This window comes from Streptomyces physcomitrii, from assembly GCF_012273655.1.
Taxonomy (GTDB): domain Bacteria; phylum Actinomycetota; class Actinomycetes; order Streptomycetales; family Streptomycetaceae; genus Streptomyces; species Streptomyces physcomitrii.
Window position 1 is genome coordinate 1 of the sequence record NZ_JAAWWP010000023.1, and the last position, 23,043, is coordinate 23,043.

Genomic DNA, 23,043 nt, shown 5'->3' on the forward strand with positions numbered 1-23,043 from the left:
TCATCGACTGGACCGAGACAGGAGCGTCCCCGCCCACCGCCACGGTACCCACCTGGATCTGGCGGCTCTTACGCCGCTCAGCCAGCCTGGTCGGAACGGACGGAATACCGAGAGAAACCGCGGTCATCAGAGCGAAGTCCTTTCCGGGGCCCCGGAGGCGGTCACCGGGCTGCGGCGCTGACGCCAGTCGAGGATCTCCGCGGTGACGGCGCCGGGCGTCAGTCCGCAGTCCTCAAGAACCTGGGCACGCGAACCGTGGTCCAGGAATGCGCGGGGGATGCCGAAGGTGCGCACCGGGGTGTCGATCCCGGCGTCACCGAGGGCCTGGGCGAAGGCGGAGCCCACCCCGCCGGTGCGCCCGCTGTCCTCCAGGGTCACCACCCGGTCGAAGTAGGCGGCGGCCTCCACCAGCGTGGGGTTGACCGGGGCGACCCAGCGCGGGTCGACCACGGTGGCGCCGATGCCGGACTCGGCCAGCCGCTCGGCGACGTCCAGGGCGAGCCGGGCCATCGGGCCGACCGAGACGATCAGCACATCGCGGCCGGGCGCGTTGTGCAGCACGTCGAAGCCCTCGGTGCTGTCCAGGGCGGGGATGTCCTCGCCGCTGGAGCCCTTGGGGAAGCGCAGCACCGTCGGGCCCTCCTCCCAGGCCACCGCCTCGCGGAGGAGTTCGCGCAGCCGGGTGCCGTCGCGGGGCGCGGCGATCCGGGTGTTGGGCACCGCCTGGAAGAGGGTCAGGTCCCACATGCCGTTGTGGCTCGCCCCGTCGTCGCCGGTGATCCCGGCGCGGTCCATCACCAGGGTGACCGGCGCGGAGTGCAGCGCGATGTCGGTGATCATCTGGTCGATCAGGCGGTTGCCGAAGGTCGCGTAGACGGCGAGCACCGGGTGCAGCCCGCCGAGCGCGAGGCCCGCCGCGGAGGCGGCGGCGTGCTGCTCGGCGATGCCGACGTCGATGGTGCGCTCGGGGAACTCCCGCAGGAAGTCCAGGAGTCCGACCGGCTCCGGCATGGCCGCGGTCAGCGCGACCACGTTCTCGCGCTCGGCGCCGATGCGCACCATCTCCTCGGAGAACACCGAGGTCCAGGAGGGCGCGGCCGGGGCCTTCGCCGCCGCGCCCGGGGCCACCGCCTTGGGCGCCGCGCGGACCACATGGCAGCGGTCGAGGTCGTTGGTCTCGGCGGGCCGCCAGCCGCGGCCCTTCTCGGTGACCACATGGACGAGCACCGGCCCGCCGAGGCCGGTGGCCCGGGTGAGGGCCTCCTCCAGGGCGGCCGTGTCGTGCCCGTCGACCGGGCCGAGGTAGCCGAAGCCGAACTCCTCGAAGACGTTGCCGCCCGCCGGGTGGTGGCCCGCGCCCGCCGCGCGCAGCCTGGTCAGGTGCGCGGCGAGCCCGCCGACGGTCGGCGCGTAGGAGCGCTCGTTGTCGTTGAGCACCACGATCACCGGACGCCGCGGGGCGCCGCCCAGGTTGTTCAGCGCCTCCCAGGCGAGGCCCCCGGTGAGGGCGCCGTCACCGATGACGGCGACCACCGCGCGGTCGCTCTCGCCGGTCAGCTCGCGGGCCCGGGCGAGGCCGTCCGCGTAGCTGAGGGCGGTGGAGGCGTGCGAGTTCTCGATCACGTCGTGCGGGGACTCGGCGCGCGAGGCGTAGCCGGAGATCCCGCCGCGCAGCCGCAGCCCGTCGAAGGCCGCGTGCCGCCCGGTCAGCAGCTTCTGTACGTACGTCTGGTGGCCGATGTCCCAGAGCAGGGTGTCCTTGGGCGAGTCGAAGACCCGGTGCAGGGCGATCGTCAGCTCGACCACGCCGAGGTTCGGGCCGAGGTGCCCGCCGACCCGGGTGACGGTGTCGATCATCACCTCGCGGATCTCGGCCGCCAGTTCGGCGAGCTGGGGCCGGCTGAGCTCCCGCAGGTCGCCGGGTTGTGTGATCTCCTCCAGTAGTGCCATGGCTGAGCTCCCTAACTCCGGGGGGTTTTCGGATGGTTCACTGACGTCCGAGGCCCGGCTCGCCGGCCTCGGCGGACGGCGGCGCGAAACTGATCTGCGAACCGGTCCGCAGCCCCGCCTCGGGACCGGTGAGCGTCCAGGCGGTGTGGATCAGGATGTTGTAGTGGTTGGGGAAGTGGCAGGCGTCGTAGCCGAGGACGATGCCGAGCGGTTCGCCGTCGAGCAGCACCACATCGCCCCGGTCGATGACCCCGGCCTGGGAGATCTCCACGAAGCCGAGGAAGCCGACCCGGTCGATGCGGGCGCCCTCCTCGGTCTCCACGTGGTCGGTGGTGACCAGTTCGTGCAGCTCGCCCCGGCGTACGCAGCGGGAGGCGAAGCCCTCCAGGCGCATGCCGCGGTCCTCGCGCCGGTGCCGGAGGACCTTGACCACCTCGGAGCGTACGGTCCGCTTCTCGCCGTTCTCCGGGTTGGGCGCGAGCAGCGGGGCCGCCGCCGTGCCGTTGACCGTCCTGTTCACGCTGCGTCTCCCTCGCGGTAGGCGGCCTCGACCAGCTCCAGCATCGCGAGCCCGGGGCGGGTGACATCGGCCCCGTCGCGCACCGCGGCGGTGAACTCCGCCAGGACGCCCACGTATTCGTGCTTGAGCGAGCTCTTGAACTCGTGGTGCCCGGCGAGCATGTCGGCCCGCCGCTCGGTGCCGTCCTTGAGGCGGACGGTGACGTCCTTGGCCTCGCCGTGCGGGTAGGACCAGTCCAGCTCCACGGTCGCGGGCACCCCGTCGGCGGAGCGCAGCCGGACCACGGCCTGGCGGTCGACGCCCGCCTCGTCGCGGACCACCTCGGCGGACTCGACGGTGAGTTCGCCGAGGAAGAGCCGGGCCACGTCGAAGGCGTTGGGCCCGTTGTCGGCGACGCAGCCGCCGCCGCAGCGCTCGGGGTCCAGGTACCAGCGGTCCTGGCCGACGTGCTCCTCGATCTTCTCCAGATAGCGCACCGTCAGCTGCTCCACGGCGGCGTCCTCGGCGAGGCCCTCGCGCAGGGCGAGGACGTTGTCGTTGTAGCGGCGGTGGAAGGCGGTGAAGAGCACCGTGCCCCGGGCGCGGGCGAGTTCGGTGAGCGCGCGGCCCTCTTCGAGGCGCAGGGTGAGCGGCTTCTCCACGCAGACGGCGACGCCCGCCTCCAGGGCGTCCCGGCAGACGCCCTCGTGCGCGTCGTTGGGGACGTTGACCACGATCGCGTCGAGCCGGGCCTCGGCGAGCATCCGCCGGTGGTCGTCGTAGCAGGGCAGGCCCGCGGCGCGGTGCGGGGCGAGCGCCTCCTCGCGCAGGTCGCAGACGGCGACCAGCTCGGTGCCGGGCAGCCGGGGGAAGGCGTCGAGGTAGAACCGGGAGATGACCCCGAGTCCCACCACGCCGATCCGCAGGGGTTCCATGTCCGTGTCCTCCAGGGTGGATCAGGTCGTTCGGCGGGCGAGTGCCCGGCCCGAGAGCCGGCGGCCGGGCGCGGCCGGGCTCAGTCGTCCAGGGCGGCCGGGGCGGTGAGTCCGCGTTCGGCGGCCACCTGCCGCAGCTCCTCGTACAGGGCGGCGGAGAGCGGCACTCCGGACTTCTCGTACTCCGTGGCGCGTTCGCCCTCGAACCAGCCGGGGTAGCGCACCGGCCGGTCCTCGCGGACCGCGGGGGAGCCGGTGAGCGCGTCGAAGAGCCCGGCGGCCTGCGCCTCGAACTCGTCCTTGCGGCGCAGCTCCGCCGGGGCGATCACCAGTACGGTGAAGCCGATGTTGTCGTCCTGGCCGCTGGGGCTGCCGCTGCCGGACCAGGCCTCGGGCTCCGGGCCGAGTCCGGCGCCCGGCAGCATCGCGCCGAGGGTCTCCACGAGCAGGCCGAGTCCGTAGCCCTTGAAGGCACCGGTCTCCGGGTCGCCGCCGAGCCACTTCAGATAGCCGTCGCCGCGGTCGAGGGCGTCCGGGTCGGTGACGGGCCGTCCCTCGGCGTCCTCCAGCCAGCCCTCCGGGATGTCCTTGCCGGCCCTGGCGGCGCCGCGGACCCGGCCGGTGGGCACCACGGTGGTGCTCATGTCGAGGACGAACGGCGGCCGGGGCCCGGCCGGGGTGGCGAAGGCCAGCGGGTTGGTGCCGAGCATCGCGGCCCGGCCGCCGGGCGGCCGGATGATGCGCTGCTGACCGCAGTTGGAGACGAGCAGGCAGATCATGCCGCGGTCGGCGGCCCGCTTGGCGTGCGCGCCCGCGCAGCCGAGATGGGTGGCGCCGCGTACGGTCACCAGGCCGACCCCGTACTCCAGGGCGCGCCCGGCGGCCAGGTCCACGGCCTCGCTCGCCGCCCACAGGCCGAGCGCCTTGTGCGAGTCGAGCAGGACGGCGGCGCCCTGGTCGGCGAGGACCTCGGGCTCGGCGGCCGGGTCGCAGCGGCCGTCCGCGAAGAGCTTCAGGTACAGGCGGGTGAGGTTGGTCAGGCCGTGCGAGGTGACCCCGGTCAGGTCGCCGTGGACCAGGGCCCGGGCGGCGGTGGTGGCCCGGTCCTGAGGCAGGCCGTGGTGGCGGAAGACGGCGGCGGTGAAGTCGAGCAGCGCGTCGAGGCCGACACGGACCTCGGCGGCGTGGGCGGGCTCGGTGGTGCCGGCGTCTGGTGCGGTCGTCATCGTTCAGTTCCCCTGGTCCAGCCGGTTGCGTGCGAAGGTGGTGAGCAGGCGGGTGAGTGCGGCGGCGTAGCGGTCGAGTTCCGCCAGGTCGGCGAACTCCCCTTCCGCGTGGGCCTGGTTGGCGCCGAGGTCGCCGGGTCCGAAGACCACGGTCGAGGTGCCGGGGCGCTCGGCCAGCCAGATGGCGTCGCAGGTGAAGGCGGGCTCCTCGGGCGGCCAGGGGTCGAGCCCGGCGCCGTCGAGCAGCAGCTCCTCGGCCCAGGCGTCCTCGCCGCCGAGCGCGGGCAGTCCGCGCTTGAGCCACTCCAGCGTGGTGATCGACGCGGCCTCGCGGGCGGTCAGGGCGAGCAGCGGCTGCCCGGCGAAGCGGGAGTGGAACTCCTCCAGGCCGGTGCGCACCGCCTCGGCGAGGGCGCGCTCCATGGCCTCGCCGCTCGCCGGGGAGCCGTAGGAGAGGTTGAGCAGCAACCGCCCTGTTCCGTAGACCTTGTTGTGCAGGTCGCCGGTGTGCAGTCCGGCGACGCAGACCTGGCCGTCGGTGGCCTGCGGCGGCAGCACGGTGGCGAGGTGCTGGGCCAGGAAGCCGAGGAGCACGGTCGCGTTGTGGCCGGCGCCGGGCGCGTCGTCGATGCCGTCGCGGCCCTCGACGCGCAGCCGCGCGGTCATGGAGGCGGTCGCCCGGGGCAGCACCCGGCAGCCGGTGGGCTCGCAGAAGACGTTGAGGCGGCCGAGGTATCCCTGCTCGGCGAGGACCTTGGTGCCGAAGACGCCCATCGCGCCGCCCTCCTCACCGGAGACGAGCTGGATCAGCACGCCCACCTCGGTGCCGAGTCCGGGCACGCTCTCCAGCGCGGCGCGCAGCCCCGCGAGCAGCGCGACGGCGGGGCCCTTGGCGTCGATGGCGCCGCGGCCGTGGAAGCGGCGGCCGTCGAAGGAGGGCGGGCCGCCGCCCGCGACGGTGTCCAGGTGGACGTTGAACATCACGGTGGCCGCGGGCGGGAGCGCGTCCGGACCGAGGCGCAGCACCATATTGGGCTGTGAGTCGAGGAAGCCGGGCACCGTGCGCACCGCCTCGCGCACCACCAGCGGGACCTGCTCGCCGGTCAGCGCCCCGGGTCCGGCGGCGGCGTGGTGCACGACCCGGAAGCCGAGCCCGGCCGCCGCCTCGGCGTAGACGCGCTGGGCCTCCCAGAGGTCGACCGGCTCCCGGCCGCCGGTCTCCAGGGGCCCGGCGGTGCGCAGGGCGAGCAGCCGCAGCAGGAGTTCCCGGTCCGCCTCGCCGAGCAGGGCGGGCGTGAGGCCGGTGGCGGGCAGGTCGGAGGTGCGGCTCATCCGGGCCTCACCGCCGAGCGCCCCCTGCCCGCCGGTTCATGGGTCCGCCGGGGGCTCATGTCGCGACCCCGGCGGTGTCCGCCGCGCCGAGCGCGCCGACCAGCGCCTCAAGGCGCCGTCCGTACGCCACGAACTGGTCCACATAGTCCCCGGAGGGGTCCGACCAGCCCTCGTGCGGGCGGATGTTGAGGTGCGGCTCGATGGAGACGGTGCCGCGGTAGCCCCGGTCGAACAGGTACCGCAGCGAGTCGGCGACCCGGCAGCGCCCGTCGCCGGGCAGCGAGTAGAACTGCGTCTCGGTGTCGCCGGTGCCGTCCTTGATGTGCACGTGCTCGACGTACGGGGCGATGTACGGGAGCAGTTCGTGCGCCTCGTAGCCGTAGGCGATGCCGTTGCCGACGTCGAAGAGCAGCCGCAGCGCGGGGCCCCCGGCCTCGACAAGGCGCAGCATGCGCGCCGGGTCGCTGGCGGCCCAGCCCGCGCAGTTCTCGTGCACCAGGACCAGGCCCGCCCGCTCGGCGCGGGCCGCGAGCTGCTCCATCCGGCCGAGCACCTCGTACTCCCAATCGGCCTGCGAGAGACCGTCGTTGGGGTACGACATGATCCGTACGAAGCGGGTGCCGAGGGCGGCGCAGCGCTCGGCGAGGCGGTCGAGTTCGGCGAGGTCGTCCTCGAAGGGGCTTCGGACGGTGCGCGCCCAGTTGCCGATCCGGGAGTCGACGCAGGAGACACCGAGCCCGGCCGCGGCCAGGCGGCCCGACACGGCCTTGAAGGCGGCGTCGTCCAGGTCGGCGAGGGCGGTGCCGTCGACGGAGCGCAGCTCCACGCTGTCCCAGCCGAGCCGGGTGACGGCGGCGATCTGGCGGTCGATGCCGGGGGCGGCCTCGTCCCCGATGCCGCTGAGGCGGATGCGGTCAGCCCTCATGGGAGGCTCCGTTCCCGAGTGCGGTGGTGGCGCCGGTCAGCGGTGGTGCGCTGTCCGTCTCCGGCAGCGAAGCGGACGCCGTCAGGCGGGCGTCCTGCAGGAGTTGGACGACGCGGCGGGCGATCGCGTAGTCGTCCGAGGTGCGGTCGGCCCCGGTGGCGTAGTCCCGGTAGGCGCCCTCGATGTACCGGGTCAGCGCGTCGTCGAAGAGCAGCCGGGGCGTGGCGGCGGCCGCCGCGCCGGTGCCCTCCTGCACGGTGAGGCTGGCGTGGTGGTCCACGTCGCTGATCGGGTAGTGGCCCTCGGCCTGGCCCGCGTCGAAGCGCAGCCCGATCCGGCGCTCGCGGATGGGCGAGGTGAGGTCGGAGTGGAACTCGGTGATCACACCGCCCTGGTGACGCAGTGTCAGCCGGGCGGCGCCCATCCGCGGGATGACCTGCTCGCCGATGCGCATGTCGGTCACGCTGGCGGCGACCACCCGGGCGTCCCCGGCGAGGCGCAGGGCGACCCCGATGGAGTGCGGCAGCTCCACGTCGAAGGCGGTGCCGTGGTCGTGCGAGCGCAGGGTGCGCGACCAGCGGGGCTTGGACTGGGTGAAGGACAGCGAGCGCAGCGCGCCGAGGCTCCCGCGGCGTACCTGCGCGGTCAGTTCGTGGGTGAGCGCGCTGGCCAGCCAGGGGGAGACCACCCGCAGCCGCAGCCCGCGCACCCGGGCGAGGGTGTCGATGGCGTCGAGCCCGGTCACGCCGACCGTCATCGGCTTCTCGACGATGATCCGGGTGTAGCCGAGGTCGGCCAGCTCGCGCAGGATGTCGAAGCGGCCGATCGGCGGGGTGCACAGGTGGACGACCGTCTCGGCCGGGTCCGCCAGCGTGGCGGCGTGCTCCAGCGACCGCGCCGCCACCAGGCCCTCGGCGCGGGCGCGCTCCGAGATGTCCTGGACGTCCCAGACCACGGGCTGTCCGGGCGCCCACAGATCGGCGGTGTCCGGCCGGTCGCGCAGCTTGCGCAGGACCTGCCAGTGCAGGCCGAGGCCGGCTCGGCCGCCGCCGACGATGAACGTGTTCAGCATTCCCGTTCCTTAGCTCCTGGGGAGATCTGGCGGCTTCGCCAGCGGACGCGGTAGGGGCTCAGTGGTCGCGGAAGGCCACTTCCTCCGCCATCAGGGCGAGTTCCTGCTTCCACTCCTCGGGCAGCGGGGCGGTGGCGAGCGCGCCCTTGGCCTCGGCGACCAACTCCTCGATGCGGCGCTCGACCTCCTCGCGGACGCCGTTGCCGTTCAGCGCCTCGGCGAGGGCGGCGGCGTCCCACTCGGCGGCGCGCACCAGCTCGCCCACCGAGGCGTCGCGCAGCGCGGCCAGGCTGACCAGGAGGGTCATCTTGTGCTGGCCCGCGTCGGCGCCGACCGGCTTGCCGACGGTGTCCTTGTCGCCGTAGGTGTCGATGAGGTCGTCGCGCAGCTGGAAGGCCTCGCCGAGCGCGGTGCCGTACGCCTCGAAAGCGGCGGCGGCGGAGGCGTCCCCGGCAAGGGCGGCGCCCAGTTCGAGCGGGCGGTGGATGCTGTAGCGGCCGGACTTGGCGTTGGCGATGTAGCGGGCCAGCTTCGGGTCCGGGACCGACTCGGCGGCCACGGTGACGTCCAGGTGCTGGCCGACGATCATCTCGCTGGTCATCCGGCTCCACACCTGCCGGGCCCGGGCGGGCAGCTCCTGGGTGAGCTGCGCCGCGTAGGAGAAGGCGAGGTCCCCGGCGAGGATGGCGATGCCCTCGCCGTAGCGGCGGGGCTCGCCCTGCCAGCCGGAGGCCTGGTGCCGCGCGGTGTGCTGCACGTGCACGGTGGGGATGCCGCGCCGCAGGTCCGAGTCGTCGATGACGTCGTCGTGGATGAGCGCGAAGGCGTGCAGCAGCTCCACGGCGGCGGCGGCGTCCGCCACCCGGCTGTCACCGGGGTCGCCGCCCGCGGAGAGGAAGCCCGCGGCGCAGAAGGCGGGGCGCAGCCGCTTGCCGCCGGCGCGCACCAGCTCCCGGATGGCGTCGACGGGGACGGCGGCACGCGGGTCGACGGCCGACCATTCGGCGTGCTCGGCGCCGAGCAGGTCCACGAGCCGCTGTTCGGCGCGGTCGAGGACCTCGGCGCGGGACTCGGCGGCGAGCCCACCCGGGCGCTCGATGGCCGCTGCGGCGGGTGAGACGGTCATCAGCGTTCTCCTGTGATCGGCGGGACGGCTGGTCCCGCGGGGCGAGGGCGCTCCCCGCGCCGGGGAACGCTGCTTCGGTCCAAGCGGACGGGGGTCGTACGCGGGGTCATGCGGAGGGGCGCGCCTGCCCGAGACCCGAGGGCAGCTGGAAGACGACGTCCTCCTTGGCGGTGGTCGCGAGTTCCAGACCGCCGTAGCCCAACTCCTCCAGGCGGGTGAGGAGTTGCTCGATCAGGATCTCCGGTGCGCTGGCGCCCGCGCTCACGCCGACCGCGTCCACCCCGGTCAGCCAGTCGGTGTCCAGCTCCGTGACGTCTGGCACCAGATGGGCGGCGGTGCCCTCCAGCCGGGCCACCTCCACCATGCGCACCGAGTTGCTGGAGTTGCGCGAGCCGACGATGAGCACCAGGTCGCTGCGCCGGGCGATCTCCTTGACGGCGATCTGCCGGTTGGTGCTCGCGTAGCAGATGTCGCCGTCGGCCGGGCTCTGCAGATCCTCGAAGCGGTCCTTGAGTTCGGCGATCACCCCGGCGGTCTCGTCCTGCGAGAGCGTGGTCTGGGTGAGCACCGCCACCGGGGTGTCCCGCGGCAGGTCGAGCTCCCGGGCGCTCTCCGCGCTCTCCACGATGACCGTACGGTCGGGGGCCTCGCCGTAGGTGCCCTCGACCTCCTCGTGGTCGGCGTGGCCCACCAGGAGCAGGGTGCGGCCGTCGCGGGCGTAGCGCCGGGCCTCCTGGTGCACCTTGGAGACCAGCGGGCAGGTGGCGTCGATGGTGGTGAGTTCGCGCGCCTGCGCATTGCCACGGACCTCGGGGGAGACCCCGTGCGCGGAGAACACGCAGACCGCCCCCGGTGGAATATCCTCCTCCGAATCCACGAAGATCGCGCCCTGCCGCTTCAGCACCGCCACCACGTAGTGGTTGTGCACGATTTCTTTTCGCACGTATACCGGAGCGCCGTGCACTTCCAACGCTTTCTCGACGATTGCTATCGCCCGGCGCACCCCCGCGCAGAAACCGCGTGGTTCGGCGAGGATCACTTTCTTTTCGGTCACGACTGGAAACTCCTGTCGGTCCGTGGGATTGGGGATCACCGTCGGGCACGCGTCCGAGACAAGTCAAGGTTTCCTGATTGGCAATAACCGAGCATCCGGCTAATAGGCAGTGTTCTGCGCGCAGTTGCCCGTTCCTGCCCCGCCGATTGCCAATGGCTTGTCGGGTCATTGCTATCGAACGCCGCCCGAGCCCCCGTCTACCTTCGGTCCGAGCATCAGCGCCGAGAGGACTGGAGTGAGATGGCCAGCAAGGCGACAACCGCTACGGACACCGCCGTGGACGCCGTTCCCTTCTTCACCCAAGCGGAGTCCTTCGAGCGGCAGTGGCCGCGGCTCAGCGCCCATCTGGACGAGATATGCGAGTCGGGCGTCTACAGCAACGGGCCGAAGACCGCCGAACTCGAAGCCGCCCTGGGCCGCTACACCGGAGCCCGGCACGCGATCGCGGTGGGCAACGGCACCGACGCCCTGGTCCTGCTGCTGCGCGCCGCGGGCATCGGGCCGGGCGACGAGGTCATCGTGCCCGCGTTCAGCTTCTTCGCCTCCGCCAGCTCGGTGGCCCTGGTGGGCGCGGTCCCGGTCTTCGCCGACATCGACCCGCTCACCTACGCCCTGGACCCGGCCGGTCTGGAAGCGCTGATCACCCCGCGCACCAAGGCGATCATGCCGGTCCACCTGTTCTGCCAGCCCGCCGACATGGCCGCCGTCGCCGAGGTCGCCGAACGCCACGGGCTGCTCGTCCTGGAGGACAGCGCCGAGGGCATCGGCATGCGCCTCGGCGGCCGGCACACCGGTCTGCTCGGCGCGGGCGGAGTGCTCTCCTTCTTCCCGACCAAGACCCTGGGCGCCCTGGGCGACGCGGGCATGGTCCTCACCGACGACGACCGACTGGCCGACACGGTACGGCGGTTGCGCGACCACGGCCGCCCCGCCACCGCCCGCGCGGCCGCGCCGCCCGGACCCCGCCCCGACCCGGTGGGCCGCGCCGAGCGCGCCCTCCAGGGCGAACTGGTCGGCACCAACAGCAAGATGGACGAGATCCAGGCCGCCACGCTGCTCACCAAGCTGACCACCCTGGACGAGGACATCCGCCGCCGCGCCCTGCTCGCCGACGCCTACAGCCGCCGCCTGCGTGGCATCCCCGGGGTGCGCAGACTCCCGAGCGTCGTCCAGCACGAGGCCGAGGTCGACCCGGTCTTCTACGTCTACCTGATCGAGGCCGACCGCCGGGACGCCCTGGTCGCCCACCTCACCGCGGCGGGCATCGGCACCGAGACGTACTACCCGCTGCCGCTGCACCGGCAGCCCTGCTTCGCCCATCTCGGCCACCAGCAGGGGGACTTCCCCCGTGCCGAGGCGGCCAGCCACCGCACCGTCGCGCTGCCGCTCTACCCCGAACTCACCCTGACGCAGCTGGGCGGGGTGTGCGAAGCCATCCGCTCCTTCTTCACCGGGAGTACGTCATGACGACCGAGACCACCTCGCGCACCCCGGCCCTCGCCGACGTCCCCTACGCCGACGCCCGCCTCGGCGAGCGCGACCGGGAGCTGCTGCGCGCCACGCTCCACGAGGTCGGCACCGACCCCGAGCAGAAGTTCATCCTCGGCCGCCGCACCGCCGCCCTGGAGCAGGCCCTCGCCGAACAGGCGGGCGCCCGGCACGCGGTGGCCTGCGGCAGCGGCACCCTCGCCCTGGCCCTCGCGCTGCGCGCCGTCGGCGTGGTCGCCGGTGACGAGGTGATCGTCCCGGCCTTCGGCGCCGAGCCGCTGGCCGCGACCGTGCTGAGCATCGGCGCCGTACCGGTCTTCGCCGACGTCGACCCGCTGACCATGACCATCGACCCGGTGGACGCGGAGAGCCGGGTCACCGAGGTCACCCGCGCCGTCGTCCCGGCCCACCTCTTCACCACCATGGCCGACATGCCCGCCATCCGGGCCCTCGCCCGGCGGCACGGGCTCGCGGTGGTCGAGGACGCGGCGGTGGCGCAGGGCGCGAAGCTCGCCGGGCAGGCGGCCGGCACCTGGGGCGACGCGGGGCTGTACTCCTTCTTCCCGGTCAAGCCCTTCGGGATGCCCGGCGAGGGCGCCGTCGTCGTCACCGACAAGCCCGAGATCTCGGACGCGGTACGGCAGTTGCGCAACCACGGCCAGGACGGCGTGCACCGCTTCGTCCACCACGAGATCGGGGTCAACAGCCGCTTCGACGAGGTCCTCGCGGGCTACCAGCTGGGCCGCCTCGACCGCGCCGGGGAGATGCTCGCCCGGCGGGCCGAGATCGCCGAGCTCTACAGCACCCGCTTCGCCCCGCTGCGCCAGCGCGGCCTGCTCGCCCCCGCCACCGGCGCGGACGGCCAGTGCCACTACGTCTACGCCGTGCAGACCATCTGCCGGGACGCCCTCGCCGCCCACCTCGCCGCCCAGGGCATCGGCAGCCGCGTCTACTACCCGGTGCCGCTGCCCCGGCTGCCCGCCTTCGCCGCTTACGCGGGGGAGAGCTCCAACGGCCGCCGCCCCGGCGCGGAACTCGCCGCCGCCCGCCACCTGGCGCTGCCGCTGCACCTCGGGCTCACCGACCGGGACGCCGAACGGACCGCCGATGCCGTCAGCGCCTTCTTCAGCTGACCCGGCCGCCCGCAACCCCTCCCGTGAGCTGACCAACTTCCTTCGACAGGAGCACCAGTGAACAGCAAGGTCGTCGTTGTCGGGCAGGGGTACGTGGGTCTGCCGGTCGCCGTCCGGGCGGCCCGGGCCGGCCATACGGTCATCGGGTACGACGTGGACGTCGAACGCATCCGGCGCCTCGGCAAGGGCGAGTCCTACGTCGAGGACATCCAGGACGCGGAACTCGCCGAACTCCTGCAGGTGGGCACCTATCTGCCCACCACCGATCCGTTCGACCTCGACGGCTTCGACATCGCCGTCATCACCGTGCCGACCCCGCTCAGGGAGGGCGCCCCCGACCTGAGCTACATCGAGTCGGCCGCCGAGACCCTGGCCGCCCGGCTGCGCCCCGGCGCCACCGTGGTCCTGGAGTCCACCACTTATCCGGGCACCACCGTCGAACTCCTCGTCCCCCTCCTGGAGAAGGGCTCCGGACTCAGCGCCGGGGAGGACTTCCACGTCGGCTACAGCCCCGAGCGCATCGACCCGGGCAACCCGACCTGGCGCCTGGAGAACACCCCCAAGGTCGTCTCCGGCATCGACCCGGCCTCGCTGGAGGCCGTCCAGGCCTTCTACGCCACCCTCACCGGCACCACCGTCCCGGTGCGCACCACCGAGGTCGCCGAACTCTCCAAGCTGATCGAGAACACCTTCCGGCACGTCAACATCGCCCTGGTCAACGAGATGGCGATGTACGCGCACGAACTCGGCGTGGACGTCTGGGAGGCCCTGGACGCCGCCGCCTCCAAACCCTTCGGCTTCATGCGCTTCACCCCCGGCCCCGGCGTCGGCGGCCACTGCCTGCCGGTCGACCCGGAGTACCTGTCCTGGCGGGTGCGCCGCACCCTCGGCCGCAGCTTCCAGTTCGTGGAGCTGGCCAACCACATCAACGGCCACATGCCCGACCACGTGGTCCAGCGGCTGCTGCTCGCCTTCAACTCCCGCCGCAGGGCGCTGGCCGGCTCGACCGTGCTGCTGCTCGGCCTCGCCTACAAGCCCAACACCGGCGACGTCCGCGAGTCGCCCGCGCTGCGGGTCGCGGAACTGCTCCTGGAGATGGGCGCCAACGTCCGCGCCACCGACCCGTACGTGGTCGAGGCGGTCACCGTGGACAGCAAGCTGGTGCGCTGCGACTTCACCAAGGAGGAGCTGGCCGCCGCCGACGCGGTGGTGCTGCTCACCGACCACGACGACTTCGACTACGAACTCGTCCGCGACCAGGCCCAGTTCGTCCTGGACTGCCGGCACCGCCTGGAGACCGGTGCCACCGTCGAGGTCCTCTGAGACGAGGCAGGGCCCGCCGAGCCCGGCGGACCCGCGCCGTGCCGCGCCCCCCCCCGCGCGGCGCGGCCCCGACGAGACCCGGACAACACACCCCGGCCGTCCGGTGCCCGCCGCGTCCCGCCCCGGACGCGCGCCGGGGCGCCCAGGAAAGACGGAGACTTGAGTGAGTGACGGACACCTGGAGGTCTGCCTCGTCGGCGCCGGCCCGCGAGGCCTGTCGGTCCTGGAGCGGCTGTGCGCCAACGCCCGCCGGCACCTCCCGCCGGGACGCACCCTCAGGGTGCACGTGGTGGACCCCCACCGCCCCGGCGCCGGAGGCGTCTGGCGCACCGACCAGTCGCACCACCTCCTGATGAACACGGTGGCCTCCCAGGTCACCCTGTTCACCGACGAGAGCGTGGAGATCGAGGGCGACATCGCCCCGGGACCGAGCCTGTACGAATGGGCCGCCGCGCTCGTCCAGGACACCGAGCCGCTGCCCGGCGCCGGGCTCGACCCGGCCGGCTACGACGACCAGGTCCGCGCCGAGGCACGCGATCTGACCCCCGACTCGTACCCCACCCGGGCCTTCTACGGCCACTACCTGGAGTGGGTCTTCCGCCAGGTGGTGCGCGAGGCGCCCGGGCGGCTGAGCGTCCTCGTCCATCCGCGGCGGGCGGTCGCCCTGGACGGCCCGCCCGAGGGACCGCAGTCCCTGCGCCTCGACGACGGCTCCCGGCTCACCGGCCTGGACGCGGTGGTCCTCGCCCAGGGCCACCTGCCGGTGCGCGAGAGCGCCACCGGGCGCGCCCTCGCGGACTTCGCCGCCGAGCACGGGCTGCGGTACGTCCCGCCCGCCAACCCGGCCGACCTCGACCTCTCCGCCATCCGGCCCCGGGAGGCGGTCGCCCTGCGCGGACTCGGCCTGAACTTCTTCGACCACCTGACCCTGCTCACCCTCGGCCGGGGCGGCACCTACACCCGCACCGGCGGCACCCTCGTCTACCACCCCTCCGGCCGCGAGCCCCGGCTGTACGCCTCCTCCCGGCGCGGCGTCCCGTACCACTCGCGCGGCCACAACCAGAAGGGCGCGCACGGCCGCCACACGCCCCGGGTGCTCACCCCGGACGTACTGGAGCGGCTGCGCGCCGACGCCGAGCGCCGCGGCGGCCTCGAATTCGGCACCGACCTGTGGCCGCTGATCGCCAAGGAGGTCGAGACCGTCTACTACGCGGCGGTGCTCGCCGGGCGCGCCGGGGCGGCCGAGGCCGAGTCCTTCGCCGACCGCTACGTGCGCACCGCCTGGGGATCGGCCGGGGAACTCGACCTGCTGGACGCCTTCGGCATCGGCCCCGGCGACCGCTGGGACTGGAAGAACCTGTGGGCCCCGCAGGCGGAGCGGGGCTTCCACGGGGTCGGCGACCACCACGGCTGGCTGGTGGAGACGCTCCGCGGCGACCTCGCCGAGTCCGCGCGGGGCAATGTCGAGGGCCCGCTGAAGTCCGCCCTGGACGTGCTGCGGGACCTGCGCAACGAGGTCCGCCTGGTGGTGGACCACTCCGGTCTGCGGGGGCGCTCCTACCGCGACGACCTGGAGCGCTGGTTCACCCCGCTCAACGCCTTCCTGTCCATCGGTCCGCCCCCGGACCGCATCGAGCAGATGATCGCGCTCATCGAGGCGGACGTGGTGCGCGTCCTCGGCCCCGGCATGCGGGTCGGCACCGACCCCGGGCGGCGCGCCTTCACCGTGGAGGCCCCCGCGGTCCCCGGCTCCCTGGCCCATGTCACCACCCTCATCGAGGCCCGGCTGCCCGAACCCGACATCCGCCGCACCACCGACCCCCTGCTCGGCCATCTGCTCACCACCGGACAGGCCCGCCCCTACACCATCCCCGACCCCGAACTCGGCGCCTACGAGACCGGCGGCCTCGCCGTCACCCCCCGCCCCTACCGCCTGGTGGACGCCGAGGGCCGCGCCCACCCGCGCCGCTTCGCCTACGGGATCCCGACCGAGGCCGTGCACTGGGCGACTGCCGCCGGGATCCGCCCCGGCGTCAACTCGGTGACCCTCCAGGACTCGGACGCCATCGCCCTGGCCGTCCTGGAACTGCCCGCCACCCGCGACCGTTCACCGGCCGCCGAGTCCGGCACCTCCCGCACGCCCTGACACCGCGGGCGGGCCGGGCGGCCGGGCCACCACCGCCGGACCCGCCCGCGGCCGCCCGGCCAGGACCGTACGACCAGGACGCCCCGAACCACCAGGAAGCAGCGATGACGCCTCCCCAGCACACCGCCGACTCCGGCCTCTTCGCCCCCGTATGGGCGGGCACCCCGGCCGCCGCCGCCACCTCGGACCGCGCCTGCCTGCAGGCCATGCTCGACAGCGAGGCGGCCCTCGCCCGGGTGCAGGCCCGCCTCGGCACGGTGCCCGCCGCGGCCGCCCGGCACATCACCGAGGCCGCCCGCGCCGAGGACTTCGACCTGGCCGAACTCGCCGTACGGGCACGGGGAGCCGCCAACCCGGTGGTCCCCCTGGTGCGGCAGCTGACCGAACTGGTCGCCGCCCGGGACCCGGAGGCCGCGCACAGCGTCCACCAGGGCTCCACCAGCCAGGACGTCCTCGACACCGGCCTGATGCTGCTCGCCGCCCGCACCCTGGACCTGATCCTCGCCGACCTGGACCGCACCGCCGCCGCGCTCGCCGGGCTCGCCGCCCGCCACCGGGACACCCCGATGGCCGCCCGCACCCTCGGCCAGCACGCGGTGCCCACCACCTTCGGCCTCAAGGCGGCGGGCTGGCTGAGCGGTGTGCTCGACGCCCGCGCGCGCCTCGGCCGACTGCGCGAGCGGGGCCTGCCCGTCCAACTCGGCGGCGCCGCCGGGACCTTGGCGGGCTACCTGGAGTACGCCCTGGTCCACCTCCCGGCCACCGCCGAGGACGGCGGGCAGCGCTACCTCACCGAGCTGCCCGCCGCGCTCGCCGCCGAACTCGGCCTCGCCGAACCGCTGGTGCCCTGGCACACCGTGCGCACCCCGCTCGCCGACCTCGGCGCCGCGCTGGCCCTGCTCACCGGCGCGCTCGGCGGGATCGCGGGCGATGTGCAGCTCCTGTCGCGCACCGAGTCGGGCGAGGTCTTCGAACCGGCCGCCGAGGGCCGCGGGGTCTCCTCCGCCATGCCGCACAAGCGCAACCCCGCGCTCTCCGCCCTGATCCGCTCGGCCGCCTACCAGGTGCCCGCCCTGGTCGGCGCCCTGATGCAGACCGCGGTCGCGGACGACGAGCGTCCCGCCGGGGCCTGGCACGCCGAATGGCAGCCGGTACGCGACGCCCTGCGCCTGGCCGGGGGCGCCGCGCACACCGCCGCCGAACTCGCCGAAGGCCTGGACGTCGACGCCGGGCGGATGCGCGCCAACCTCGGCCTCACCCGGGGCCTGGTGGTCTCCGAACGCCTCGCCGCCCTGCTCTCCGTGGAGCTCGGCCGGGCCGAGGCCAAGTCCCTCGTCGCCCGCGCCTCCGCCACCGCGGCCACCCGCCGCGTCCACCTCGCCGAGGTGCTGGCCGAGGACCCCGCCCTCGCGGGCCGCCACACGGTGGAGGAACTGCGGGGGCTCCTGGACCCGGCCGCGTACACCGGTGCCGCCGGGATGCTGGTGGACCGGGTCCTGGACCGCTGCGCCCGGGAGGTCCCGGCCGGGCAGCGGTGAACGGCCGCCCCACCCGTGCCCGTCCGGGGCGTCTGCCGGACCGGCACCGATTCCGCCTGCCTTGTCGCGGGGAGGGGTGCGCCCGTACATTGAATTTGTGCCGCTACTGAACAAAACCCTTCCCGCTGCCCGCGAGGCCACCGCCCGCGGACTGCTGCGCCCGCGGACCGCGCTCACCGTCTTCTTCGCCCTCGACGGGTTCGTCTTCGCGGGCTGGGTGGTGCGCATCCCCGCCATCAAGGAGCAGACCGGTGCCTCGGTGAGCGCGCTCGGGCTCGCGCTGCTCGGGGTCTCGGCCGGTGCCGTGCTCACCATGACGCTCACCGGACGGCTCTGCGCCCGCTACGGCAGCCACCGGGTGACCGCGGCCTGCGGGGTCCTGCTGCCGCTGAGCGTGGCGCTGCCGCCGCTCACCCACTCCGCGCTCGCGCTCGGCCTGGTGCTGCTGGTCTTCGGCGCCGCGTACGGCGGCATCAACGTGGCGATGAACAGCGCCGCCGTCGACCTGGTGCGGGCGCTCGGCAGGCCCGTCATGCCCAGCTTCCACGCCGCCTTCAGCCTGGGCGGGATGGCCGGCGCGGGCCTCGGCAGCCTGGTCGCCGGCGAGCTGACCCCGACCCGCCACCTGTCCGCCCTGGCCGTCGCGGGACTCCTGATCACCGCCCTCGCCGCCCCGTCGCTGCGGCCCTGCGGGTCACCCGGCCCGCCGCCCGCCGGCGCGCGGTCCCGGTCCGCCACCGCGGGCGAGCGCACCTCCACCGCCCCCGTCCCTCGCGGCGGACTCCCCTCCGACCGCTCCCGGAGCACCCCGAAGGACCGTTCCGTACGCGGCGTCGTCCTCGTCCTCGGACTGGTCGCGCTCTGCACGGCGTACGGCGAGGGGGCGCTCGCCGACTGGAGCGCGCTGCATCTGGAGCAGGATCTGGGCGCCCGTCCCGGGGTGGCCGCCGCGGGCTTCTCCTGCTTCGCGCTGGCGATGACGCTGGGGCGGCTCTCGGGCCGGGCACTCCTGGAGCGCTTCGGGCCCACCCGCACGGTGGTGGGCGGCGGCGCCCTCGCCTCGGCGGGGATGTTCCTCGGCGCCCTGGCCCCGTCCACGGCCGCGGTCTTCGCCGGGTTCGCCGTCACCGGCCTCGGCCTGGCGAGCATCTTCCCGGTGGCCGTCGAACGCGCCGGTGCCCTCGCCGGGCCGGGCGGCGTCGCGACCGCGTCCACGCTCGGCTACGGGGGGATGCTGCTCGGCCCGCCCGCGATCGGTTTCATGGCGGGCTGGTTCTCCCTGCCGGTGGCGCTGACCAGCGTGGGGGCCCTCGCCGCCCTCGCCGCGGTCATCGCCGCGGCGGCGGCCGGGACCGCGCCCGCCGAGACCGGCTGATTTCCGGTCAACTTCGCGGGCGCGGCGCGGCAGGGGCAGTACGGCCGGGCACTTCCGGCGGCGAGTGCCCGGTCCTTCGCACCACGCGTACGGGGGCGGACGGTTGCCCGTCCGCCCCCGCTACCGTGCCGTGCCCTGTGTGCGAACGGTGATCAGCAGCCGCCGCAGTTGTGGTAGGTCACGTCCCAGTGGTTCGACTCGTTGTAGTAGATGTTGCCGGAGCCGGACTGCCACTTGCTGCCACCGATGGAGGTGAAGGTGCCGGTGATGTAGTTCGTCAGGCAGCTGTTCATGGAGAAGTCGAGCTTGTAGCCGTTCCAGTGGCTGTAGGTGCCGCTGGCGTGGCCGACCTCGGTGCCGCCGGTGACGGTGAGGGAGCAGCCGGAGGCGCCCTTCAGGGTGATCGCACCCTGGATGGTCGCGGAGTTGACCTGCTCCAGCGAGGTACAGGTCGGGGTGTTGCGGTCGGAGCAGCCACCGCTGGAGCTGATGCCGATACCGGCGTTGGAGAGCTGGGAGGCGGCCTGCGAGTGGCTGAGCTTGGCGAAGACGCCGACGTCGGCGGACGCCGTGTCGCCGGAGGCGGCCTGGGCGACGGCGCTGGAGGAGAAGAACGCCAGCGCGAGGGCGGAGGTGCCGATCGCCGCGTTCCTGATGACCTTGTTCACTCGAACTCCTCTTCCCTGGGGGCGGATTCGGCGGCTACGCGCGTAGCGCTGCGGGGCGGCAGGTGAGCTTTCGTCCGCAGTGGGTACTCCGGTCCGGATGGGGCTCGGCCGGAGTGTGCGCCATGCCGTATGTCATGGACACAACATTGCACATCGGCGCCTGATGCGTAAGACAAGCTCCGGTGAACAGGGGTCCTGGCGCAAAGAAGGCTCCGGACGCCCCCGTATGAGGGGGTCCGAAATCCCGCGCTCCGGGCGGACGACGGGATTTCGGACGCCTTTCCCGGCGAGGTCTGTCCGAAAGCCACCAGGGGAGCGTATCGACACCCCTAGGGGGCGCACTCGCCCCGCGCAAGCGGTTGTGCCGCTCTGACTCCTTCTCGCCCTGAACAGGCACGCGGAGGAGCAGACTGGGCCCGTGCTGATGAATATCCCGGACAAGGCGAACATCTTCGTCGGGCGCAGGCCCGAACTCGCCCGTGTCGCCACGGCGTTGGCCACTTCGCGGCTGCTCACCCTGACGGGCACGGCCGGGGTGGGCAAGTCCCGGCTGGCGCTGCGCGCGCTGGCCTCCGAGGAGGACCGCGGGGGCCGGGACGTCCACTGGGTGCAGCTGCGGTCCCTGCGGGACGACGCCCTGCTCGCGGACGCCGTCGCGGACGCCCTCGGTCTGGCCGACCACACCGCCCGTACCGCCCTGGAGGCCGTGTGCGGATTCATCGGCGAGCGGCCCCTGATCCTCGTCCTGGACTCCTGCGAGCACCTGGTGCCCGGCTGCCGCGCGCTGCTGGCCCGGCTGCTCGCCGACTGCCCGCGGCTCACCGCCGTCGCCACCAGCCGGGAGGTGCTGCGGCTGCCGGAGGAGGAGGTCCTGCGGGTGGAGCCGCTGGCCCCCGCGCGGGCGGGGCTCGCCCTGTTCACCCACCGGGCCGCCGACGCCGGGGTGCTGGTCCACGACGCCGAGGACCAGAAGCGCGCCCGGCGGCTGTGCGAGCGCCTGGACGGCGTCCCGCTGGCGATCGAGCTGGCGGCCGCGCAGCTGCGCACCGCCTCCCTGGTGGAGCTGGTGGACCGGGTGCGCTCGGGCTTGGACATGGGCCGTCCCGCCGGCGCAGGGGCCGATGCCTCCGGGCCGGAGCCGGGGCCGGACGCGCTGCGGGAGGCGATCGACTGGAGCCATGAGCTGTGCGACAAGGCCGAACGCCTGGCCTGGGCACGGCTGTCGGTGATCCGCGGCTCCTTCGGACCGGAGCTGGCCCACGCCACCGCGGGCGGCGCCCCGCCCCTCGAACAGCCCGCGGAGGTCGACAAGGCCCTCACCGGCCTGGTGCAGCGCTCCGTGCTCACCGAGGAGGACGGCCGGTACCGGATGCTGGACGCCATCCGCGACTACGGACACGAGCGCCTCACCGAATCGGGCGAGGAGCACGCGGCGGCCGACCGGCACGCCCGCTTCCTGAGCCGCCTCGCCGCGCAGGCGCACCGGGAGTGGCTCGGCCCGCACCAGGCCGCCTGGTACGCGCAGGTAGGCAAGGGGTACGCGGAGACCGCGGCCGCCGCGGACCATCTGCTCGCCACCGACCCGGGGGCCGCCCTCCAACTCCTCGCCGACATCGGCTTCTTCTGGATCTGCAACGGCCATCTCCACGAGATCGAGCACTACGTGGACCGCGCCGTCGCCGCCGCACCCGCCTTCGGTCCGGCCCGGGTGCGCGGACTGTGGCTGCTCGCGCTCTGCCATCTGCTGCGCGGCGAGCACGACAAGGGCCTCGCGGTGGCGGGGCGTTGCCGGGCCGCCGCGGTCGAGGAGGGCACCGTCGAACTCCTCCAGCAGGCCGCCTACGCCGAGGGCCTCGGCGAACTCCTCAAGGGCCGCCCGCAGTCGGCGCTGGCCCTCGCCGACGCCGGGCTCCGGGGGAGCGCGGTCCCCGGCGAGGACGCCCGCTTCGACCGCGGCACCGTCCTGTGCCGGCTGATCCGGATCTTCGCGCTGACCGGCTCCGGGGACCTCGCCCGCGCCCGCGGCGAGGCGCAGGACCTGCGGGACCTGTGCCTCGGGCACGGCGAGCACTGGACGCGCTCCTACGCCGACTACCAACTCGCCCTGATCGCCCTCCTCGACGGCCGCGCCCAGGACGCCGTCGAGCACGCCCGCGCCGTACTCGACGCCAAGCGCCGCATCGGCGACAGCTTCGGCATCGCCATGGGCCTCGACCTCGCGGCCGTCGCCTGGGCCCACCAGGGGCAGGCCCGGCACGCCGCCCTCGCCTACGGGGCGGGCCACACGTACTGGCAGCTGGTCGGCCACCCCCAGCGCGGCACCCCCGAGGTGGCCCCGCTGCGGGAGGAGAGCGAGCGGATGGCACGGGCCGCGCTCGGCGACGAGGCCTACGAGGAGGCCTTCCGGCGGGCCGCCGAGGGCGACCCGGCCTCCCTTGCCGAGTGGGCCGCCTACGGACTGCCCGTCCCGCACGTCTGACCGCCTCCCACGGCCGCCCGCCGGGCGTACGGCCGCTGCCAACTGCCCTGATACGGAAGGCGGGTGGACCGCCGGACCGGTGAGCGGGTGCTCCGGGTGGAGCCGAGCGGGGGCGCCCGGTGTCCGTATCGCGTAGTCTCGGCAGATGGCGAAGTACTTCGACGTGCACCCCGAGAACCCTCAGCGGCGCACCATCAGCACCGTGGCCGACAGCATCCGCTCCGGCGCCCTCGTCGCGTATCCGACCGACTCCTGCTTCGCGCTGGGCTGCCAGCTCGGCAGCCGCGACGGCATCGGCAGAATCCGCTCGATCCGCAATCTCGACGACCGCCACCACTTCACCCTGGTGTGCCAGAACTTCGCACAGCTGGGCCAGTTCGTGCAGATCGACAATGACGTCTTCCGCGCCATCAAGGCGGCCACGCCCGGGAGTTACACCTTCATCCTCCCCGCGACCAAGGAGGTGCCGCGCCAGCTCCTGCACCCCAAGAAGAAGACGGTCGGCGTGCGGATCCCCGACCATGTCGTGGCCCAGGCCCTGCTCGCCGAACTCGGCGAGCCGCTGCTCTCCAGCACCCTGCTGCTGCCCGACGAGCAGGAGCCGCTGACCCAGGGCTGGGAGATCAAGGAACGCCTCGACCATGTGGTGGACGCCGTGGTCGACTCCGGTGACTGCGGCACCGTGCCGACCACGGTCATCGACTTCTCCGGCGGCGAGGCGGAGATCGTGCGCCGGGGCTCCGGCGACCCCTCGCGGTTCGAGTAGTCCGCGGT

Annotated in this window: 18 protein-coding genes and 1 pseudogene; 8 read left to right on the forward strand and 11 right to left on the reverse strand. The window is 73.9% G+C overall.

Translation table 11 applies throughout. From position 1 onward, the window contains the following. The 10 genes and pseudogenes from HFV08_RS27175 to HFV08_RS27220 all read right to left on the reverse strand — a co-directional run. A pseudogene (locus HFV08_RS27175) lies at positions 1-127 on the reverse strand (flavodoxin-dependent (E)-4-hydroxy-3-methylbut-2-enyl-diphosphate synthase); the annotation flags it as partial. Further along, complete coding sequence (locus tag HFV08_RS27180; protein ID WP_168543106.1) at positions 127-1,950, reverse strand: 1-deoxy-D-xylulose-5-phosphate synthase; 1,824 nt, start codon at positions 1,948-1,950, stop codon at positions 127-129. The gene HFV08_RS27180 and the pseudogene HFV08_RS27175, both read right to left, overlap by 1 nt. Positions 1,951-1,987: 37 nt before the next feature. Continuing rightward, a complete protein-coding gene (locus HFV08_RS27185; protein WP_237282655.1) occupies positions 1,988-2,470 on the reverse strand; it encodes a DUF6917 domain-containing protein in 483 nt (160 codons plus the stop codon). Next, the gene (locus HFV08_RS27190; protein WP_168543107.1) at positions 2,467-3,384 is read right to left on the reverse strand and encodes a Gfo/Idh/MocA family protein; all 918 of its coding nucleotides are present in this window, start codon (positions 3,382-3,384) and stop codon (positions 2,467-2,469) included. The genes HFV08_RS27185 and HFV08_RS27190 overlap by 4 nt, the downstream gene beginning before the upstream one ends. Before the next feature lie 80 nt (positions 3,385-3,464). Continuing rightward, positions 3,465-4,610, reverse strand: coding sequence for an Ldh family oxidoreductase (locus tag HFV08_RS27195; RefSeq protein WP_168543108.1), 1,146 nt, complete (start codon positions 4,608-4,610; stop codon positions 3,465-3,467). 3 nt (positions 4,611-4,613) lie between these two features. After that, positions 4,614-5,942, reverse strand: coding sequence for a M20/M25/M40 family metallo-hydrolase (locus HFV08_RS27200; RefSeq protein WP_168543109.1), 1,329 nt, complete (start codon positions 5,940-5,942; stop codon positions 4,614-4,616). Between the two features lie 55 nt (positions 5,943-5,997). Further along, positions 5,998-6,867 carry a sugar phosphate isomerase/epimerase family protein gene (locus tag HFV08_RS27205; RefSeq protein ID WP_168543110.1) on the reverse strand — a complete coding sequence of 290 codons (870 nt, stop codon included), beginning with the start codon at positions 6,865-6,867 and terminating at the stop codon, positions 5,998-6,000. Further along, a complete protein-coding gene (locus HFV08_RS27210) occupies positions 6,857-7,939 on the reverse strand; it encodes a Gfo/Idh/MocA family oxidoreductase (protein WP_168543111.1) in 1,083 nt (360 codons plus the stop codon). Before HFV08_RS27210 ends, HFV08_RS27205 begins: the two co-directional genes overlap by 11 nt. A gap of 58 nt (positions 7,940-7,997) precedes the next feature. Then, a complete protein-coding gene (locus HFV08_RS27215) occupies positions 7,998-9,065 on the reverse strand; it encodes a polyprenyl synthetase family protein (RefSeq protein ID WP_168543112.1) in 1,068 nt (355 codons plus the stop codon). A gap of 106 nt (positions 9,066-9,171) precedes the next feature. After that, positions 9,172-10,158, reverse strand: coding sequence for a 4-hydroxy-3-methylbut-2-enyl diphosphate reductase (locus HFV08_RS27220; protein ID WP_312885846.1), 987 nt, complete (start codon positions 10,156-10,158; stop codon positions 9,172-9,174). A 201-nt stretch (positions 10,159-10,359) separates the two neighbouring features. Between HFV08_RS27220 and HFV08_RS27225 the strand changes: the two genes are divergently transcribed. The 6 genes from HFV08_RS27225 to HFV08_RS27250 all read left to right on the forward strand — a co-directional run bounded on the left by HFV08_RS27225 (position 10,360) and on the right by HFV08_RS27250 (position 19,122). Further along, positions 10,360-11,586 (forward strand): DegT/DnrJ/EryC1/StrS family aminotransferase, encoded by a 1,227-nt coding sequence (locus tag HFV08_RS27225; protein ID WP_168543113.1) that lies wholly within the window; start codon positions 10,360-10,362, stop codon positions 11,584-11,586. Beyond that, positions 11,583-12,740, forward strand: coding sequence for a DegT/DnrJ/EryC1/StrS family aminotransferase (locus HFV08_RS27230; RefSeq protein ID WP_168543114.1), 1,158 nt, complete (start codon positions 11,583-11,585; stop codon positions 12,738-12,740). The genes HFV08_RS27225 and HFV08_RS27230 overlap by 4 nt, the downstream gene beginning before the upstream one ends. A gap of 57 nt (positions 12,741-12,797) precedes the next feature. Beyond that, a complete protein-coding gene (locus HFV08_RS27235) occupies positions 12,798-14,063 on the forward strand; it encodes a nucleotide sugar dehydrogenase (RefSeq protein WP_168543115.1) in 1,266 nt (421 codons plus the stop codon). Positions 14,064-14,226: 163 nt separating this feature from the next. Further along, positions 14,227-16,209, forward strand: coding sequence for an FAD/NAD(P)-binding protein (locus tag HFV08_RS27240; protein WP_168543116.1), 1,983 nt, complete (start codon positions 14,227-14,229; stop codon positions 16,207-16,209). A gap of 104 nt (positions 16,210-16,313) precedes the next feature. Beyond that, positions 16,314-17,747, forward strand: a complete 1,434-nt coding sequence (locus HFV08_RS27245; protein WP_168543117.1) for a nitrosuccinate lyase — start codon at positions 16,314-16,316, stop codon at positions 17,745-17,747. 97 nt (positions 17,748-17,844) lie between these two features. Then, positions 17,845-19,122, forward strand: coding sequence for an MFS transporter (locus HFV08_RS27250; RefSeq protein WP_168543118.1), 1,278 nt, complete (start codon positions 17,845-17,847; stop codon positions 19,120-19,122). Positions 19,123-19,274: 152 nt separating this feature from the next. On the opposite strand, the gene HFV08_RS27255 is transcribed toward HFV08_RS27250, so the two are convergent. Next, complete coding sequence (locus HFV08_RS27255; RefSeq protein WP_376770735.1) at positions 19,275-19,790, reverse strand: hypothetical protein; 516 nt, start codon at positions 19,788-19,790, stop codon at positions 19,275-19,277. 418 nt (positions 19,791-20,208) lie between these two features. Here HFV08_RS27255 and HFV08_RS27260 point away from each other — a divergent pair, with 418 nt between their 5' ends. Together HFV08_RS27260 and HFV08_RS27265 are read left to right on the forward strand one after the other, a co-directional pair. Next, positions 20,209-22,269, forward strand: a complete 2,061-nt coding sequence (locus HFV08_RS27260; RefSeq protein ID WP_168543119.1) for an ATP-binding protein — start codon at positions 20,209-20,211, stop codon at positions 22,267-22,269. A gap of 145 nt (positions 22,270-22,414) precedes the next feature. Next, positions 22,415-23,035 carry an L-threonylcarbamoyladenylate synthase gene (locus HFV08_RS27265; protein WP_168543120.1) on the forward strand — a complete coding sequence of 207 codons (621 nt, stop codon included), beginning with the start codon at positions 22,415-22,417 and terminating at the stop codon, positions 23,033-23,035. Positions 23,036-23,043: the final 8 nt, after the last annotated feature.